Source organism: Streptomyces winkii (assembly GCF_032248595.1).
Classification (GTDB): Bacteria; Actinomycetota; Actinomycetes; order Streptomycetales; family Streptomycetaceae; genus Streptomyces; species Streptomyces winkii.
Genome location: NZ_JASTTH010000007.1, coordinates 456,649 through 473,623 on the forward strand (window position 1 = coordinate 456,649; position 16,975 = coordinate 473,623).

At 72.5% G+C, this 16,975-nt stretch carries 12 protein-coding genes and 1 pseudogene; 8 read left to right on the forward strand and 5 right to left on the reverse strand.

Going from position 1 to position 16,975, the window contains the following annotated elements; genetic code table 11:
• Nucleotides 1–158: 158 nt before the first annotated feature.
• Entirely contained in the window at nt 159–476 is a 318-nt protein-coding gene (locus QQM67_RS23410) for a cupin domain-containing protein (protein ID WP_314176106.1), read from the reverse strand.
• 157 nt (nt 477–633) lie between these two features.
• On the opposite strand from QQM67_RS23410, the gene QQM67_RS23415 reads away from it, so the two are divergent.
• From QQM67_RS23415 to QQM67_RS23430, 4 genes are all read left to right on the forward strand, one after another.
• Nucleotides 634–1,011, forward strand: a complete 378-nt coding sequence (locus tag QQM67_RS23415) for a phage holin family protein (RefSeq protein WP_314176108.1) — start codon at nt 634–636, stop codon at nt 1,009–1,011.
• An 85-nt stretch (nt 1,012–1,096) separates the two neighbouring features.
• The gene (locus QQM67_RS23420) at nt 1,097–1,639 is read left to right on the forward strand and encodes a low molecular weight protein-tyrosine-phosphatase (protein WP_314176109.1); all 543 of its coding nucleotides are present in this window, start codon (nt 1,097–1,099) and stop codon (nt 1,637–1,639) included.
• Nucleotides 1,639–2,559 (forward strand): fructosamine kinase family protein, encoded by a 921-nt coding sequence (locus tag QQM67_RS23425; RefSeq protein ID WP_314176110.1) that lies wholly within the window; start codon nt 1,639–1,641, stop codon nt 2,557–2,559. The genes QQM67_RS23420 and QQM67_RS23425 overlap by 1 nt, the downstream gene beginning before the upstream one ends.
• An 88-nt stretch (nt 2,560–2,647) precedes the next feature.
• Nucleotides 2,648–3,790, forward strand: coding sequence for a cystathionine gamma-lyase (locus tag QQM67_RS23430; protein WP_314176111.1), 1,143 nt, complete (start codon nt 2,648–2,650; stop codon nt 3,788–3,790).
• Between the two features lie 151 nt (nt 3,791–3,941).
• Here the strand turns inward: QQM67_RS23430 and QQM67_RS23435 are convergent, their stop codons facing one another.
• The 3 genes from QQM67_RS23435 to QQM67_RS23445 form a co-directional block, all read right to left on the reverse strand.
• On the reverse strand, nt 3,942–5,084 hold the full coding sequence (locus QQM67_RS23435) for a hypothetical protein (protein WP_314176113.1): 1,143 nt from the start codon (nt 5,082–5,084) through the stop codon (nt 3,942–3,944).
• 321 nt (nt 5,085–5,405) lie between these two features.
• Complete coding sequence (locus QQM67_RS23440; protein ID WP_314176114.1) at nt 5,406–6,605, reverse strand: metallophosphoesterase; 1,200 nt, start codon at nt 6,603–6,605, stop codon at nt 5,406–5,408.
• A gap of 294 nt (nt 6,606–6,899) precedes the next feature.
• Nucleotides 6,900–8,042, reverse strand: a complete 1,143-nt coding sequence (locus tag QQM67_RS23445; protein ID WP_314176116.1) for a LacI family DNA-binding transcriptional regulator — start codon at nt 8,040–8,042, stop codon at nt 6,900–6,902.
• A 366-nt stretch (nt 8,043–8,408) separates the two neighbouring features.
• Between QQM67_RS23445 and hisC the strand changes: the two genes are divergently transcribed.
• The 4 genes from hisC (at nt 8,409) to cydD (ending at nt 16,033) form a co-directional block, all read left to right on the forward strand.
• On the forward strand, nt 8,409–9,488 hold the full coding sequence (gene hisC / locus QQM67_RS23450; protein ID WP_314176117.1) for a histidinol-phosphate transaminase: 1,080 nt from the start codon (nt 8,409–8,411) through the stop codon (nt 9,486–9,488).
• A gap of 286 nt (nt 9,489–9,774) precedes the next feature.
• On the forward strand, nt 9,775–11,304 hold the full coding sequence (locus QQM67_RS23455) for a cytochrome ubiquinol oxidase subunit I (RefSeq protein WP_314176209.1): 1,530 nt from the start codon (nt 9,775–9,777) through the stop codon (nt 11,302–11,304).
• A 39-nt stretch (nt 11,305–11,343) separates the two neighbouring features.
• The gene (gene cydB, locus QQM67_RS23460; protein WP_314176119.1) at nt 11,344–12,345 is read left to right on the forward strand and encodes a cytochrome d ubiquinol oxidase subunit II; all 1,002 of its coding nucleotides are present in this window, start codon (nt 11,344–11,346) and stop codon (nt 12,343–12,345) included.
• 13 nt (nt 12,346–12,358) lie between these two features.
• Nucleotides 12,359–16,033 (forward strand): thiol reductant ABC exporter subunit CydD, encoded by a 3,675-nt coding sequence (gene cydD / locus QQM67_RS23465; protein WP_314176121.1) that lies wholly within the window; start codon nt 12,359–12,361, stop codon nt 16,031–16,033.
• On the opposite strand, the pseudogene QQM67_RS23470 reads toward cydD, so the two are convergent.
• A pseudogene (locus QQM67_RS23470) lies at nt 16,017–16,970 on the reverse strand (HAD family hydrolase); the annotation flags it as partial. The gene cydD and the pseudogene QQM67_RS23470 sit on opposite strands and share 17 nt — an antisense overlap.
• Nucleotides 16,971–16,975: the final 5 nt, after the last annotated feature.

The window sequence follows — 16,975 nt, forward strand, 5'->3', positions numbered from 1 at the left end:
TCCTGCGCGACGGCCGCATCTTCTGCCGCCGCTTCCCCTTCGATGCTAGAGCGCCGCGGGCCGCACCGGGAGTGCCGGTGACCCCGGCCCTCCCCTGAACCGTCCCCTACCCGAACCCTGAGCCGTGCGCTGCGCAGGCGGACCCAGGGGGGACGGGCTCAGCTCTCGGGCGGCGCGAAGACGACCATCACCCGCAGGTCCTCCGCGATGTGATGGAACTTGTGCGGCACTCCCGCCGGTACGTAGACGACGCTGCCCCGCGCGACGGCCGTGGTCTCGTTCCCGACCGTGATCGCACCCCGCCCGCTGACGACGAAGTACACCTCGTCCTGTTTGTGAGGTTTCTGCGGATCCGTGGTGCCCCGGTCCAGGGCGTAGAGCCCGACGGACATGTGGCGCTCCCGCAGGAACTGGAGGTACGCGCCTTCGTGCGCGGTCCGCTGAGCCTCCAGCTCCTCCAGCCGGAACTCCTTCATCTCCCCGCCCACCCCTTGCCCTCGTCCTCGTAGGTCCTCGTACGTGTTCTCGTGCTCGTGCTCGTACTCGTGCTGGTCCTTGTCCGCATGTGCGCGCCGGACTGCGGATTCACGGGCCTGGTGTGACCCGGGAGTCCGGCTCTGCCACGATCACACTATGACGACTTTCCTCATCAAGACGCTCGCCAATGCGGCCGCCCTCGCGGTGGCCACATGGCTGGTGTCCGGCATCGAACTCACCGGTGCGGACACCGCTTCGAAGACCCTGACGCTGATAGTCGTGGCGTTGATCTTCGGTGTCGTGAACTTCGTGGTCAAGCCGCTGCTGAAGCTCATCTCGCTGCCGCTTCTGGTGCTCACGCTCGGCCTGTTCACGCTCGTGATCAACGCGCTGATGCTGATGCTCACGTCGTGGGTGGCGGACAAGCTGGACGTGAGCTTCCATGTGGACGGATTCGGGACGGCCTTCCTCGGCGGCCTCATCATCTCGATCGTGGCGTGGGCGCTGCACATGGTCGTCCCCGACCGGGACTGACAGCCCCGCGGCGCGAGCGACGACAGCGAGACACCGCAGCACCAGCGCCGGCCGCGGGCCGGCACAGAGCGAGCACGGAGACCGCATGGACACCTTCCGCGTCTGTTTCGTCTGCACCGGCAACATCTGCCGGTCGCCCATGGCCGAGGCCGTCTTCCGCTCCCACGTGGCGGACGCCGGGCTCGAGGACCGGATCACGGCCGCCAGCGCGGGCACGGGCGGCTGGCACGTCGGCGACCCGGCCGATCCGCGCACGGTCCGAACGCTGGAGTCCGCCGGTTACGAACTGGTCCATTCGGCACGGCAGTTCGACCCCGGCTGGTTCGACGAGCACGACCTGATCGTCGCCCTCGACGAGGGCCACGAGCGCGAACTGCGCGCCCTGGCCCCCACCCCGCAGGACGCCGCGAAGGTACGCCTGCTGCGCAGCTACGACCCGACCGCCTCGGAGGGAGACGGCTTCGGCTTCGACGTGCCCGACCCGTACTACGGCGGCACCCAGGGCTTCGAGGAAGTGCTGCGTCTCGTGGAGGCAGCCATGCCCGGCCTGCTCTCCGAGGTCGCCGCGACGCTGGACGGGAGACCCGCGGGGGCCGTCGGCGGGCGGCCCGGCGGAGAGACCGGCTGATGCCCGCGCTCGCCGACCGCGTGGCGCAGCTGACGGGCGCCGACGAGGCCACCCGCGTGTTCCCCGTCGCCGGCGGGGACATCTGCGACGCCTGGAGCATCATGCTGCGCGGCGGTCCGCACGGCATGCACCGCAAGGTGTTCGCCAAGACGCTCTCCGACAGCCCGCCCGGCTTCTTCGAGGCGGAGGCCGCCGGGCTCACGCTCCTCGCGGTGACGGGCACCGTGGCCGTGCCGGACGTGCTCGCCGTGGAGGACGATCTGCTCGTACTGGAGTGGCTGGAGCCGGGGGAGCCCACCGCCGAGCAGGCAGAGGGTCTCGGGCGTGATCTGGCCGCGCTGCACCGGACCAGCGCCCTGTCGTACGGAACTCCCGGACGTACCGCGTACATCGGGTCCCTGCCGCTGCCCTCACCCGCCACGGCCGTGACGGATCCCGCCGAGTGGCCCGCGTTCCACGCCGAGTACCGGCTGCTGCCGTTCCTGCGCGAGGCCGTCGACCGCGGGAACATCGAACCGGCCGACGCCCGCGACGTCGAGCGGCTGTGCGGACGGATCCACGAGATCGCGGGGCCGCCGCAGCCCCCGGCACTCATCCACGGCGATCTGTGGTCCGGGAACGTGCACTGGACCACCGCGGACCAGCACGGCCCCGTTCCCGGGCACGTCGGCCCGCGCGCCCGCCTCATCGACCCCGCCGCGCAGGGCGGTCATCCCGAGACCGACCTGGCGTTCCTCCAGCTGTTCGGCTGCCCCGAGCTCTCCCGTATCCTCGCCGCGTACGACGAGGTACATCCCATCGAGGGCCGCGCCGAGCGCGTCCCCCTCCACCAGCTGCACCATCTGCTGGTGCACGCCGTCCTCTTCGGCACCGGCTACGGCGCGCAGAGCGGGGCCGCCGCGCGCGCCGCGCTGGGCTGACGGGACGCGGGCGGGGGCGGGACGGTCGGCGGGCAGGCAGACGAGCGGGCGCTCCGCGGCCCCGGGCACGGCACGGGAGAGCACCATCATGAGCAGTGACAGCGACGCCACGAGGGTCGTACGGGCGGGCCTCCCGGAGGAGCAGCCATACGAACCGCCGCTTCCCGGGCCGGTCTTCGCGGCCCACTACCACCTGCCGGGCGACATCGGCGCCGCTCCCTACGCGTACGGACGCGACGCCAACCCCACCTGGACCGCCCTCGAACGCGCCATCGGCGAACTGGAGTCGCCCGCGGACGCCGGCGAAGAGCGCGTGCACACCGTCGCCTTCGCCTCCGGCATGGGGGCCATCTCCGCCGTGCTGCTCTCCCGTGCACGGCCCGGCAGCGCCGTCGTACTGCCCGACGACGGCTACAACCTCCTCGTACCGATGCGGGAGCGCCTGAGCGGGCTCGGCGTCGAGGTGCGCACCGCGCCCACCGCCGGCGACGCCCAACTCGGCCTGCTCGACGGGGCGTCGCTGCTGTGGATCGAGTCGCCGTCCAACCCCGGGCTGGACGTGTGCGACATCCGGCGGCTGGCCGGCGCCGCGCACGAGCGCGGCGCGCTCGTGGCCGTCGACAACACCCTCGCGACACCGCTCGGCCAGCGCCCGCTCGAACTCGGCGCGGACTTCTCCGTCGCCAGCGGCACGAAGGCGCTCACCGGGCACGGTGACCTGTTGCTGGGCCATGTCAGCTGCCGCGACGCCGAGTTGGCCGCCGGCGTGCGGCAGTGGCGCAAGCTGGTCGGCGCGATTCCCGGACCGATGGAGGCATGGCTCGCGCACCGCTCGCTGGCGACGCTGGACGTACGGACGCGACGCCAGGCCGACGGAGCCCTCGCGGTGGCCGGGGCGCTGCTGAACCGCCCCGAGGTCACGGGCGTACGCCACCCCGGGCTGCCCGGCGACCCCGCGCACGGGACGGCGCTGCGGCAGATGCGGCGCTTCGGCTGCGTCGTCTCCTTCACGCTGCCGGACAAGGAGCACGCGGAGCGGTTCCTCGGCGCGCTCCGGCTCGTCGACGAGGCGACCAGCTTCGGCGGCGTCCGCTCGACGGCGGAGCGGCGCGGGCGGTGGGGCGGGGACGCGGTGCCGGAGGGCTTCGTGCGGCTGTCGGTCGGCGTGGAGGACCCGGACGACCTCGTCGCCGATGTCCTGCGCGCCCTGGACGTGGCGGCGGGGGGTTAGGCTCCCGGCCTGCCCCCTGGTCCCCTGCTCTCTGTCGCCTGTGACCTGCTCCGGGCCGGCCGGAAGGACTCTCCCAACGCGCTTGCCCCGGACGCCGGTTGGCTCCCGCTCCACCGCCCTCGGTCCGGTCGGCCGACCGCCGGAGCCGGGCCTACTCCGGCTTGTGGTCGGGCCCGCCGTAGTCGGGGCTCGAGTAGTCCGGGCTGGAGTAGCGCGGGCGGAGGCTCTCGCGCTCCGTGCTCTCCCTGCCCTCGTTGCCGTCCGACGGGCTGCGGCTGGAGAAGTCCGGGCCGGAGTAGCCGAGCCGCGGGGTGCGCTCGCGCTCCCCGGTGTGCGATGCCTCCGGCGCCGCCGCGTACGCGGAACGGGCCGAGCCGCCGGTTCCGTTGTCCCGGCCGCCGCCGTCGCCCGCCGTTCCGGGGCTGCTCGGGCCGGGCGCGCGCCCGCCCGGCTGCGCGGCCAGCACGTCCGCGAGGAACGGGACGATGCCGCGCTCCAGCAGCGCCTCGCGCCAGACCGTGCGTGCTGCCGAAACCTCCCTGCTCAGACGGGATTCGCCGGAGGCGCCCCCCGTACGCTCCGCGTCCGAGCCGGCGTCGCCCGGCTGACTCCGGCGCGCTCCCGCGCCGTTGCGCAGGGCCGTCAGCCACAGCTCCGCCATGGCCACGACGATTCCCGCCGCGGCCAGCACGGCGAAGACCCAGCCCGCGCCGCGCATCGGCGCGGCTATGGAGGGCTCTGGTGAGACCACCCGCAGCAGATAGCCCAGCAGCAGGAAGATGACGGCGGCCGTCCCCGCGAGCAGCGGGACCAGCACGGAGACCATCGCGAGCAGCCCGGCGCCCGCCGTCTCGCCGACGCCCTCGCCGACACCGGCCAGGCTGAGCCCGCCGCCGGTGCCGCGCTGCTCGCCGTCCTCCGCTGCGCCGGAGCCGCCGGTGCGCGACCGCGCGGCCGACGAGCCGGAGGCCTGGGACCCGGACGAGGACGCCGAGCCGGAGGAAGACGGCGCGGAGGAAGACGACGCCGAGGAAGACGACGCGGACGAGGCGCCGACTGCCGTCTGCCGCAGCCGAGTTCGCAGCGCGACATACCGCTCGTACTCCTCGGCCGCGTCGGCCGCGATCGCGGTGGCGGCGCTGAGCGCCATCACGCGCAGCTGCTCTGCGCTGATCTGCTCGCCCACTGCCGCCAGGGCAGGACGCCGGCCCGCTTCACGCAGAGCCTCGTCCACGGCCCGCTCAAACTCGGGCCGGTCTTCCGGCAGCAGGTGCGGAGCGCTGTTCATGTGCATCCCCCGATGCTCCGTAGGGCCGTCCGATGCCGATGGGGGCACTCCCCCTCGCCCTGCTGGGGGGACCCCCACCCGGGCCGGCAGGCCAAGGGGAAGGGCGGGGCAGCCACGGCGAAGGGTAGGGGAATTCGCAGCGGCAGAACCGATGTTAGAGGGAGTCCGGGACTTCCTGAGAGAGAGTTTCCGGTAATTGGCTCTCCACGGCAACGTCTTCCGCGCCGCTGTGCGCCCGCCCGTGCCCGCGTACGCCCGTCCTCGCCCCGAGCCCGCCGGCCCCGGTGCGGGTTCTCCGAGCGGTCCGAGGGGGAGTGCCCTGACAGGCTATTCGGCCAACGGCAGTTGTGTGACGAGGAGTTTCCCCTCCATGGTCACGCCGCCGTCCATGGCGACGGCGAGCCCGTCGGCGTACAGATGCGGACCGGTCACCTCGGGGACGCCGTCCTCTTCCCCCTCCGCGCCCCCCGCCTCGCCGAGGCCGTTGGCGGCGAGCTCGTCCACCAGATACGGAATGGGGCTGTGCCCGTGCACGATCTGACGCCCGCCGAAGACGGTGAGCAGCTCGCGGGCGGCCGTGGAACCCGACTCGTCCCGGAAGGCGAAGCGCTTGGTGAACTTCCGGAACAGATCCCACATCTCGTCGGCGTCGTTGCGCTGAATCGCCTCGGTGATCGCGTCGTTGACGCCCTCGATCGTGTTGCCGTAGTCGAGGTAGCAGGTGGCGTCCGAGTGCAGGAGGAGATGGCCGTCGGCGAGGGCCATCGCGTCGAGCCGTGACATCCACTGGATGTGGTGGTCCTCCAGGCGCTCCATGTCGGAGCGCTGGCCGCCGTTGAGCAGCCACGCGGCCTGGAACGAGGCTGTGCCGGCAGTGGAGTTGACGGGGGTGTCGCCGAACTTCTTGGCGCCGATCAGCAGCAGCTCGTGATTGCCCATCAGCGCCTTGCAGTAGCCGCCCGCGGCCGCCGCCTGCGCGGAGAGGTTCATCACGAGGTCGATGACGCCGATGCCGTCGGGGCCGCGGTCGGTGAAGTCGCCGAGGAACCACAGACGGGTGTTGCCCGCGGCCCACTCGTCCTTGTCGTCGGTGATACCGGCGGCGTGCAGCGCCTCGCGCAGCTCGTCGAGATAGCCGTGCACGTCGCCGACGACGTAGAGCGGGCCGTCGCCCTCCTCGGAGACGGGCTGGGCTGCAACGTCGACGAGTGTGGGCTCACGGCCCTCGTCGTCGCCGCTGCCGACGACCGGCAGGTCGCGCTCGGTCGGGGTGTATCCGTCGTCCGGCTCGCCGGTCCGGGTCTCCTCCCGTACGGGAGTGGTGGACTGCACGGAAGCGAGAGGACCGGCCTGTGCGGCCTGTGCCTGCGCGGGCTGTCCGGGCCGGCCGGGCCGGCCGGGCCGGCCGGGCCGCGTCGGCTGCGGGTCCGCGAGGGGCGCGGACGGCGCTTCCGGAACCCCGGTGCCGTGCGCGGCGGCACCGCCGCCCTGCCAGATACCGGGTCCCTGACCGGCCCCCTGAGTCATCGACCCCTCCACCATCGCGCCGCCGCCGTGCACCTGTCCGGACCTCGCCCTGCCTGCTCCGGCGGGGATTCCCGCCCGTCGCCTGTCACGCCGACCCGTGGGTCCACGGTCGCACAGGCCGGGACCGGGTCCCGGTGTCGTGCGCCCCATCATAGGAACGCCGGTAGCGGCTTGTGACGCACCTGGGGGTGGCAATTGCGGCTCGCGGGCCGGGAGGTGGCGCATTCTTCCGGAAATCTCCCTCTCCTCTGCGGCCGCTCGCGTGGCCCGAATGCCCGTCGTACGTCTGCGGGATCAGTCGGTGCCGGACCCGTTCCCGGGCCGGGGTGCGCGCGGCGCGCTGACGGTGGTGCGGGGCGGCCGTCGCTGTGAGGACGTACGGACGATGAGGTCCGTCGGCATCACCTGCTGAACCGGCGCGTCGCCGCCGACGCCCTCGATGGCGTCGATGAGGAGGTGGATCACGGTGTTGCCGATGCGGCCGGGCTTGAGCGAGAGCGTGGTGATGGGCGGCTCGGTGGTGGCGTAGACGCTGGACTCGCTGCAGCACACCAGCAGCAGGTCCTCCGGCACGCGCAGACCGTAGCGGCGTGCCGCGGCGAGCAGGTCGGTGCCGTTGGGGTCGAAGAGTCCGTACACCGCGTCGGGACGGTCGGGCCTGGCCAGCAGCCGGTCCGCGGCGACGGCGCCCGCGCGCGGATCGTGCGCCGGGTACTGCTCGTAGACGGGTTCCTGGCCGGCGCGGGTGCACCAGTCGAAGTAGGCGGTGGTGGACAGCCGCGTGTAGGTGTCGGTGCTGGTGCCGGTCAGCAGGCCGATGCGGCGGGCGCCCGCCTCGGCGAGGTGGTCGAGGAGGCCGCGCACGGCCTCCTCGTGGTCGTTGTCGACCCAGGCCGTGACGGGCAGCGAGCCGGCGGGGCGTCCGTCGGAGACGACGGGAAGGCCGGAGCGGACCAGTTCGGTGACGACCGGGTCCTCGTCGGAGGGGTCGATCACGACGGTGCCGTCGAGCGCGACGTTCGACCACAGGTCGTGACGGGAGGTCGCGGGCAGGATGACCAGGGCGTAGCCGCGGGCCAGCGCCGCCGAGGTGGCGGCTCGTGCCATCTCGGCGAAGTAAGCGAACTCGGTGAAGGTGAACGGTTCTTCGCCATACGTGGTGACCGTGAGCCCGATCAGGCCGGATTTTCCGGTGCGGAGCGTACGGGCGGCGGCCGAGGGCCGGTAGCCGAGGCGCTGGGCGACCTCGCGCACATGGCTGCGCGTCGCGTCGGGGAGGCGGCCCTTGCCGTTGAGGGCGTCGGAGACAGTCGTGATCGAGACACCGGCCGCGGCGGCGACATCGCGGATGCCCGCGCGCCCGCTCAGGCGGTTTCCCCCGTGTGCCCGGCGTGAGGCCGACGCCCGGCTTACCTGATGCTTCTCTGCTGCTGTCATGGCGCCCCGATCGTAGGCCCGCGACGGAGGGGGCGCGGGCCACGTTCGGGGGACCCCAGAAGGCACGATTCTGCATGTGCCGTTACGGCCAACTACCTTGGAATACACGTCAGTTGACGACCCATCACGAACTTTGGCCTCCTCGGCGGGCGATTGTGCCCCCGGATACGGCGAAGTCTCGAGGAGGTCTCAACTCACCTTCATGAGTGATGCGCGCTACGGCTCAAGCCACCAGCGCGGAAGTGCGTGAGGGGGCTCATGCTGCAAGCCCGTACGCCCCTTGCCCGATTCCTCTTAGGGTTAGCAGCATTGGTGTCCGCGGCAGGTCTGCGGCAGGTGCGAGGCAGGTACGAGGAGGAGTCAGCGGTGAGCGAGAAGAAGCCCAGGCTGCGCAGCGCACTCGAAGGCATCCCCACCTACAAGCCGGGCCGGCCGGCGGCCTCGGGCCCCGCCGCGTACAAGCTGTCCTCGAACGAGAACCCGTACCCGCCGCTGCCGGGGGTGCTGGAGACGATGACGGGCGCCGCGGGCAGCGCCAACCGCTACCCGGACATGGCCTGCACCGGCCTGATGGACGCGGTCGCCACCCGCTTCGGCGTTCCCGTCGAGCACGTGGCCACGGGCACGGGGTCGGTCGGCGTCGCGCAGCAGCTGCTGCAGTGCACGGCCGGTCCGGGCGACGAAGTGATCTACGCATGGCGCTCCTTCGAGGCGTACCCGATCATCACCCAGATCTCCGGGGCCGATTCCGTCCAGGTGCCGCTGACGGACGGCGAGGAGCACGACCTGGACGCGATGGCCGCCGCCGTCACCGACCGCACGCGGCTGATCTTCGTCTGCAACCCCAACAACCCCACGGGCGTCGCCATCCCCGGCGACGCCCTGGAGCGCTTCCTGGACCGGGTTCCGGACGACGTGCTCGTGGTGCTGGACGAGGCCTACCGCGAGTTCGTACGCGACGAGAGGGTCGTCGACGGCCTGGACCTCTACCGCGACCGCCCCAACGTGTGCGTGCTGCGCACCTTCTCCAAGGCCTACGGACTGGCGGGACTGCGGGTCGGCTTCGCCGTCGCGCACGAACCGGTCGCCGCGGCGCTGCGCAAGACCGCCGTCCCCTTCGGTGTCAGCCAGATCGCGCAGGACGCCGCGGTCGCCTCCCTGCGCAGCGAGGACGAGCTGCTGGAGCGCGTCGAGCAGCTCGTGGCCGAACGGGCCCGCGTATCACGTGAGTTGGTCGCGCAGGGCTGGACCGTCCCGGAGTCGCACGCCAACTTCGTGTGGCTGCGGCTCGGCGACCGTACGACCGCGTTCGCGGAGGCCTGCGAGAAGGCGGGCGTGATGATCCGGCCCTTCCCGGGCGAGGGCGTGCGCGTCTCCGTGGGGGAGACCGAGGCGAACGACATCTTCCTCCAGACCGCGGCGGGCTTCCGCAAGAGCGAGTTCTGACCGGCGGCGGCCGACGAGTCGCCGGGCCCAAGTACGGGGTGGTTCCGTACCGTTGTGTCCGGTCTGTTCCGCCGTGACGGTGTCGGGTCACGGTGGCGGTCGGCCACGGCGATGAGTGTCGGGGGACCCCCTCGTAGTGTCCGAAAAGCCCGGTCGTAGTATTACTTGTGAATGTGAACGCATTCACGAGCACGCTTTGTGGTCCGGTCACACCTGTCCGAACGCGGACGAACCTCCTCGCCGGACGCCGGCCACAGCCGCGAGGCAAAGGAGAGAGCCGGTGGAGATGACAGCACTGGCGCCGGAGACCCTGGCGCGCTGGCAGTTCGGCGTCACGACCGTCTACCACTTCCTGTTCGTGCCCCTGACGATCTCGCTCTCCGCGGTCGTCGCCGGTCTGGAGACGGCGTGGGTGCGCACCGGCAAGGAGAAGTACCTGAGGGCCACCAAGTTCTGGGGGCGGCTCTTCCTGATCAACATCGCGATGGGCGTGGTGACCGGAATCCTCCAGGAGTTCCAGTTCGGAATGAACTGGTCGGACTACTCGCGGTTCGTCGGAGACGTCTTCGGAGCGCCGCTCGCCTTCGAGGCGCTCATCGCCTTCTTCTTCGAGTCCACGTTCATCGGCCTGTGGATCTTCGGCTGGGACAAGCTGCCCAAGCACATCCACGCGGCTTGCATGTGGACGGTTGCCGTGGGGACCGTGCTCTCCGCGTACTTCATCCTCGCCGCCAACTCCTGGATGCAGCACCCCGTCGGCTTCGAGATGAACGCCGCCAACGGGCGTGCCGAACTGCACGACTTCAGCAGGGTGCTCACCCAGAACACGGCGCTGGCGCAGGTCGGGCACACCCTCGTCGCCGCGTTCCTCACGGGCGGGGCGTTCGTGGTCGGCATCGCCGCGTACCACCTGATGCGCGGCAGGCACGTGCCCGTGATGCGCACCTCGCTGCGGCTCGGGCTCGTCACGATGGTCGTGGCGGGCCTCCTCACCGCCATCAGCGGCGACCGGCTCGGGAAGATCATGTACGACCAGCAGCCGATGAAGATGGCCGCCGCCGAGGCGCTCTGGGACACCCAGGCGCCCGCGCCGTTCTCGCTCTTCGCCTACGGAGACGTGGGCCCCCCGAAGACCGGCCACAACAAGGTCGCCATCGAGATCCCGGGGCTGCTCTCCTTCCTCGCGCACGACAACTTCTCCGAGTCCGTCCCCGGCATCAAGGACACCGAGGCGAAGCTCCGCGAGAAGTACGGCGGCAAGCTCGACATCGCCGACTTCCGGCCCAACATCCCCGTCGCCTACTGGTCGTTCCGCTGGATGATCGGCTTCGGGATGTCCTCCTTCGCGCTCGGTGCGGCCGGGCTGTATCTCACCCGCGGCAAGCGCTGGCTCTCTCCTCGTCTGCGTACGGACGACGACCAGGTGCCGCGCCTCGCACTCACCCGCGACCGCGAACTCGGTCCGGCCCTCTCGCGCTGGTACTGGCGGCTCGCGCTGCTGACGCTCGCCTTCCCGCTGATCGCCAACTCCTGGGGCTGGATCTTCACCGAGACCGGGCGCCAGCCATGGGTGGTCTACGGCGTGCTGCCGACCGCCGCGGGCGTCTCGCCCACCGTCAGCCAGGGCGAGGTCGTCACGTCCATGAGCGTCTTCGTCGCCCTGTACGCGGTGCTCGCCGTCATCGAGGTCAAGCTGCTGGTCAAGTACGTCAAGGCCGGACCGCCCGAGCTGACCGACGCCGATCTCAACCCGCCCACCCGGATCGGCGGTCACGACAGCGACGACCCCGACCGGCCCATGACCTTCTCGTACTGACCCCGTGACCCCCTACTGACGCCTGCTGAGGAGCGAGCGATGCAGCTTCACGACCTCTGGTTCGCGGTGATCGCCGTCCTGTGGATCGGCTACTTCTTCCTCGAAGGCTTCGACTTCGGCGTCGGCGTGCTCACGCGGCTCCTCGCCCGCGGCCGGAGCGAGCGGCGCGTGCTGATCAACACCATCGGGCCCGTCTGGGACGGCAACGAGGTGTGGCTCATCACCGCCGCCGGCGCCACCTTCGCGGCCTTCCCCGAGTGGTACGCCACGCTCTTCTCCGGCTTCTACCTGCCGCTGCTGGTCATCCTGCTGTGCCTCATCGTCCGCGGAGTCGCCTTCGAGTACCGCGCGAAGCGCAGCGAGACCGTCTGGCAGGACCGCTGGGAGCGCGCGCTGTTCGTCACCTCGCTGCTGCCCGCGTTCCTGTGGGGCGTCGCCTTCGGCAACATCACCTGGGGCGTGCCCATCGGCTCGCACAAGGACTACGTCGGCGACTTCGGCGATCTGCTCGGCCCGTACGCACTGCTCGGCGGAGTGGTCACCCTCACCCTGTTCACCTTCCACGGCGCGGTGTTCACGGCGCTCAAGACGACCGGCGACATCCGGCCGCGCGCCCGCCGGCTGGCCACCGTCCTCGGCCTGGCCGCCGTCGTGGTCACCGCGGGCTTCCTCACGTGGACACAGCTGCACTCCGGGGACGGCAAGAGCCTCGGCGTCGCCGCGGTGGCCGTCGCCGCGCTGCTCGCCGCCCTCGTGGCGAACGCCGCGGGCCGCGAGGGCTGGGCCTTCGCGATGTCCGGGGTGACGGTCGCCGCGACGGTGGCCACGCTCTTCATCGCGCTCTTCCCGGACGTCATGCCCTCCTCGCTCGACCCGCGCTTCAGCCTGACCGTGGAGAACGCCTCGTCCACCCCGTACACACTGGAGATCATGACGTGGTGCGCGGCGCTGGCCACACCCGTCGTGATGCTCTACCAGGGCTGGACGTACTGGGTCTTCCGCAAGCGCATCGGCACCCAGCACATCGCGGAGAACCACTGATGGGACACCACCGATGAGGCCCGTCGACCCGCGGCTGCTCACCCACGCCCGCACCACCCGCGTCTTCCTCGCCGCGTCGGTGGTGCTGGGCCTGGCCGGGGCGCTGCTCGTCATCGCACAGGCCACGCTGATCGCCGACGTCGTCGTACGGGCCTTCCGGCACCGCGAGGGAGTACGCACCCAGCTGCTGCTGCTTCTCGCGGTCACCGCGGGCCGCGCCCTGGTCTCCTGGCTGACCGAACTCGCCGCGCACCGCTCCAGCGCGGCGGTCAAGTCCGAGCTGCGCACGCGCCTCGTGGACCACGCCCTCGCTCTCGGACCGTCGTGGCTCTCCGGCCGCCGCACCGGCGAACTGGCGACGCTCGCGACGCGCGGAATCGACGCCCTCGACGGCTACTTCGCCCGCTACCTGCCCCAACTCGCCCTGGCCGTCGTCGTACCCGTGGCCGTGCTGGCGCGCATCGTCACCACGGACTGGGTCTCGGCGGTGGTCGTCCTCGTCACCCTCCCCCTCGTCCCGCTCTTCATGGCCCTCGTCGGCTGGGCAACGCAGGCCCACATGGACCGCCGGTGGCGCCTGCTCTCCCGGCTCTCCGGCCACTTCCTGGACGTCGTCGCCGGGCTGCCCACCCTGAAGGTGTTCGGGAGGGCGAAGGCGCAGGCCCGCAACATCCGCGCCATCACCGACGATTACCGGCGCGCGACGCTGCGGACGCTGCGCATCGCGTTCCTCTCCTCCCTCGTGCTGGAGCTCGTGGCCACCGTGTCCGTCGCGCTGGTCGCGGTGGGCATCGGCATGCGTCTCGTCCACGGCCAACTCGACCTCTACACCGGCCTGTTGGTCCTCGTACTCGCGCCGGAGGCCTATCTGCCGCTGCGCCAGGCCGGCACCCACTACCACGCCGCCGCCGAAGGACTCTCCGCCGCGGACGAGGTGTTCGCCGTCCTCGCCGAACCGGCACCCGAGCGCTCGGGCCTGCCCGCGCCCGATCTGCGTACCGCCGTCATCACGCTCGACGGGCTCCGCGTACGGCACGAGAACCGCGCCCACGACTCCCTGCCGGCAACCGAGTTGACGCTGCGGCCCGGAGAGACGGTCGCCCTGACGGGGCCGTCGGGCGCGGGCAAGTCCACCCTGCTGCACGCGCTGCTCGGCTTCACCCGGCCCGACTCGGGGTCCGTGCGCGTCGACGGCACCGACCTGCGCGACCTCGAACTCGCCTCCTGGCACGCGCAGATCGCCTGGGTGCCGCAGCATCCGCAGCTCTTCGCGGGCACGATCGCCGACAACGTACGGCTCGCGCGCCCGGACGCCACGGACGGCCAGGTGCGGGCCGCCCTGGCCGCCGCGGGCGCCGACCTGGACCCCGGCGCCGCCCTCGGCGACCAGGGCGAGGGCATCTCCGCGGGCCAGCGGCGGCGGGTCGCCCTGGCACGGGCGTTCCTCACCGACCGGCCGCTTCTGCTGCTCGACGAGCCGACAGCGGCGCTCGACGGGGAGACCGAAGCCGCCGTCATCGAGACGATCCACGGCCTCGCGGAGGACCGCACCGTCCTCCTCGTCACCCACCGCCCCGCGCTGCTCGCGGCGGCGGACCGTGTGGTGCGGCTTGCCGCGGGCAGCGCACCGGGAACGGACCCCGCGGCGCTGCCGGAGTCAGGGGTTCTCGCACACGACCGGACGCCGACTGCCGTGCATACGCGGGAAGTCGGGCAAGCCGGGCAAGTCGGGGCAGTCGTGGACGACGAGGGAACGCGAGGGGCGGCCGGCCCGGGAGAGGGCCCCCGGTCCGGCGCCCGTCCCGGCCCCCGCCTCGCCGTGTCCGCCGCCCTCGGCTCGCTCGCCCTCGTCAGCGCCGTCGGCCTCATGGCCACCTCCGGATGGCTGATCTCCCGAGCCTCCCAACAGCCGCCCGTCCTCTATCTGATGGTCGCCGTCACCGCCACGCGCACCTTCGGCCTCGGCCGGGCAGTCTTCCGCTACGCCGAGCGCCTCGTCTCGCACGACGCCGTCCTGCGCGTGCTCGCCGACGTACGCGCCCGCGTGTACGCGAGGCTCGAACGCCTCGCCCCCGCCGCCCTGCACCGCACCCACCGCGGCGACCTGCTGACCCGGCTCGTCGGCGACGTGGACGCCCTTCAGGACCGCTATCTGCGCTGGCTGCTCCCGGCAGTCGTCGCCGCCGTCACCGGTCTCGCCGCCGTCGCCTTCACCGGAGCGCTGCTCCCCGCCGCGGGCGGCGCTCTCGCCGCCGGGCTGCTCACCGCGGGGGCCGCCGTACCGGCCCTCACCGGTGCGCTCTCGCGCCGCACGGAGCGCCGGCTCGCGCCGTCCCGTGCCGCGCTCACGACACGGGTGGTCGATCTCCTCGCCGGGGCAGGCGAGTTGACGGTCGCGGGGGCGCTGCCCGCGCGTACGGCGACGGCGCGCTCCGCGGACCGTTCCCTCACGCGCCTGGCCGCCCGCTCCTCCGCGGCGACGGCACTCGGCGCCGGCCTGACGACCCTCGTGTGCGGCCTGACCGTCACCGCCGCCGCATGGGCCGGAACCGCGGCGGTGCACTCGGGCCGCCTCGACGGCGTGTGGCTCGCGGCGGTCGTGCTCACGCCGCTCGCGGCGTTCGAAGCGGTGAACGGGATGCCGCTCGCCGTCCAGTACCGGCAGCGCGCGCGGCGCTCCGCGGAACGCGTGCGGGACGTCATGGACGCACCCGAACCCGTACGGGAGCCCGAGCGTCCCCTGCCCGCTCCGGCCTCGCCCTTCCCGCTCCGGCTCCACGGGATCACCGTGCGGTACCCGGACGAGGCGCCCGCCAGTACCGTGGCGCGTCGGCTCCCCGCGCCCCTCGCCGGCTTCGACCTGGAGCTCACGCCCGGACGCCGCGTCGCCGTCGTCGGCGCCTCGGGCTCCGGCAAGACCACGCTCGCCCGCACCCTCCTGCGCTTCCTGGACGCGGAGAGCGGCTCGTACACCCTCGGCGGCGACATCGCCGACGGCGGCGTCCCGGCCACCGGCCTGCACTCGGACACCGTGCGCCGCTACGTCGGCCTGTGCGCCCAGGACGCCCACGTCTTCGACAGCTCGCTGCGCGAGAACCTCCTGCTCGCACGCAAGGACGCCTCCGACGCCGACCTGCGCGGCGCCCTCAAGGCGGCCCGCCTCGACGGCTGGACGGACACGCTCCCGGACGGGCTCGACACCCTCGTCGGCGAGCACGGCGCCCGCCTCTCCGGCGGCGAGCGCCAACGGCTCGCGCTCGCCCGCGCGTTGCTCGCGGACTTCCCCGTTCTCGTACTGGACGAGCCCGCCGAACACCTCGACCAGCCCACCGCGGACGCCCTCACCGCGGATCTGCTGGCCGCCACCGAGGGCCGTACGACGGTCCTCATCACGCACAGGCTCAAGGGCCTGGACGCCGTGGACGAGGTGATCGTGCTCGACGCGGGCCGCACCGTCGAGCGCGGAACCTACGGTGAACTGGCGGGCGCGGGCGGCCCGTTCAGCCGGATGCTCGACCGGGAAGCGGCGAGCGGCGCCCCGGCCCCGCGGAGCCCCGTCCCGCCGGACGCGGACGGCCCCGGCCGGGCGGATCACCAGGACTCCCGCCGCGAGCCGTCCCCTCCAGAGCCCCCTCGGCAGGCGCGTACGGGCGCAGCATCGCGTGCCGGTGCAGCAACTCCTCGATGACCGTGGCGACGCCGTCCGCCTCGTTGGACGACGTGTGATTCGTCGTCGCCGCGAGCACATCGGGATGCGCGTTGGCCATCGCGTACGACGTACCGGCCCAGCCCAGCATGTCGAGGTCGTTCGGCATGTCACCGAACGCGACGACCTCCTCCGGCAGGATGCCGCGCTCCGCGCAGCACCGCGCGAGCGTGCTGGCCTTGCTCACGCCCGAGCCGCTGATCTCGAGCAGCGCGGACTTGCTGGAGCGCGTGAACTGCGCGTGCGCTCCGGCCGCTTCACGCCCCAGGGCGAGGAACTCGTCCGGCTCCAGCTCGGGGTGGTGGGCGAGCAGCTTCAGCACGGGCTCCTCGTGCTCCGGGCCCAGCAGCTTCTCCGCCGGTGCGACGATCCCGAGGGGATCGGGGTGCAGCGCCGGGTAGTCGGGGTCGAAGTGGATGCCGCCGCTGCGTTCGATGGCGAAGCTCACCCCGGGAGCCGCCCTCCGCAGGGCCGCGACGACCGTCAGCGCGTCGTGGCGCTCCAGCGCCCGGACCGCGACGACCCGCCGTCCGCGGTGCAGATCGACCACCGCGGCACCGTTCGCGCAGATGGCGAGCCCGTGACCGTGCACGTGGTCGCTGACGACGTCCATCCAGCGGGCGGGGCGGCCGGTGACGAAGAAGACGTCGAGGCCCGCGGCCTCCGCGGCGGCGAGGGCGGCGACCGTGCGCTCGGAGACGGTCTTGTCGTCGCGCAGCAGCGTGCCGTCGAGGTCGGTCGCGATGAGGCGGGGACGGACGGCGGCGGGCGCGGCGGACACCGGGGGAGCGGCGGCCGGTGCCGGTCCGGGTGCCGGTCCGGGTGCGGGTGCGGGTGCCGGTGCGCCCGGGCCGTGGGCCGGATCGGAGGGGGGAGCGCTGGGGACACGGAATGCGGGCGGCTCAGTCACAGCGACCATCTTCC

Excerpts from the sequence above, each read along its gene's own strand:
- cydB (WP_314176119.1), top strand. The coding sequence starts at position 11,344 with ATGCAGCTTCACGACCTCTGGTTCGCGGTGATCGCCGTCCTGTGGATC.
- cydD (WP_314176121.1), top strand. The coding sequence starts at position 12,359 with ATGAGGCCCGTCGACCCGCGGCTGCTCACCCACGCCCGCACCACCCGC.
- QQM67_RS23435 (WP_314176113.1), bottom strand. The coding sequence starts at position 5,084 with ATGCACATGAACAGCGCTCCGCACCTGCTGCCGGAAGACCGGCCCGAG.
- QQM67_RS23430 (WP_314176111.1), top strand. The coding sequence starts at position 2,648 with ATGAGCAGTGACAGCGACGCCACGAGGGTCGTACGGGCGGGCCTCCCG.
- QQM67_RS23410 (WP_314176106.1), bottom strand. The coding sequence starts at position 476 with ATGAAGGAGTTCCGGCTGGAGGAGCTGGAGGCTCAGCGGACCGCGCAC.
- QQM67_RS23425 (WP_314176110.1), top strand. The coding sequence starts at position 1,639 with ATGCCCGCGCTCGCCGACCGCGTGGCGCAGCTGACGGGCGCCGACGAG.
- QQM67_RS23440 (WP_314176114.1), bottom strand. The coding sequence starts at position 6,605 with ATGACTCAGGGGGCCGGTCAGGGACCCGGTATCTGGCAGGGCGGCGGT.
- QQM67_RS23420 (WP_314176109.1), top strand. The coding sequence starts at position 1,097 with ATGGACACCTTCCGCGTCTGTTTCGTCTGCACCGGCAACATCTGCCGG.
- QQM67_RS23455 (WP_314176209.1), top strand. The coding sequence starts at position 9,775 with ATGACAGCACTGGCGCCGGAGACCCTGGCGCGCTGGCAGTTCGGCGTC.
- QQM67_RS23445 (WP_314176116.1), bottom strand. The coding sequence starts at position 8,042 with ATGACAGCAGCAGAGAAGCATCAGGTAAGCCGGGCGTCGGCCTCACGC.
- QQM67_RS23415 (WP_314176108.1), top strand. The coding sequence starts at position 634 with ATGACGACTTTCCTCATCAAGACGCTCGCCAATGCGGCCGCCCTCGCG.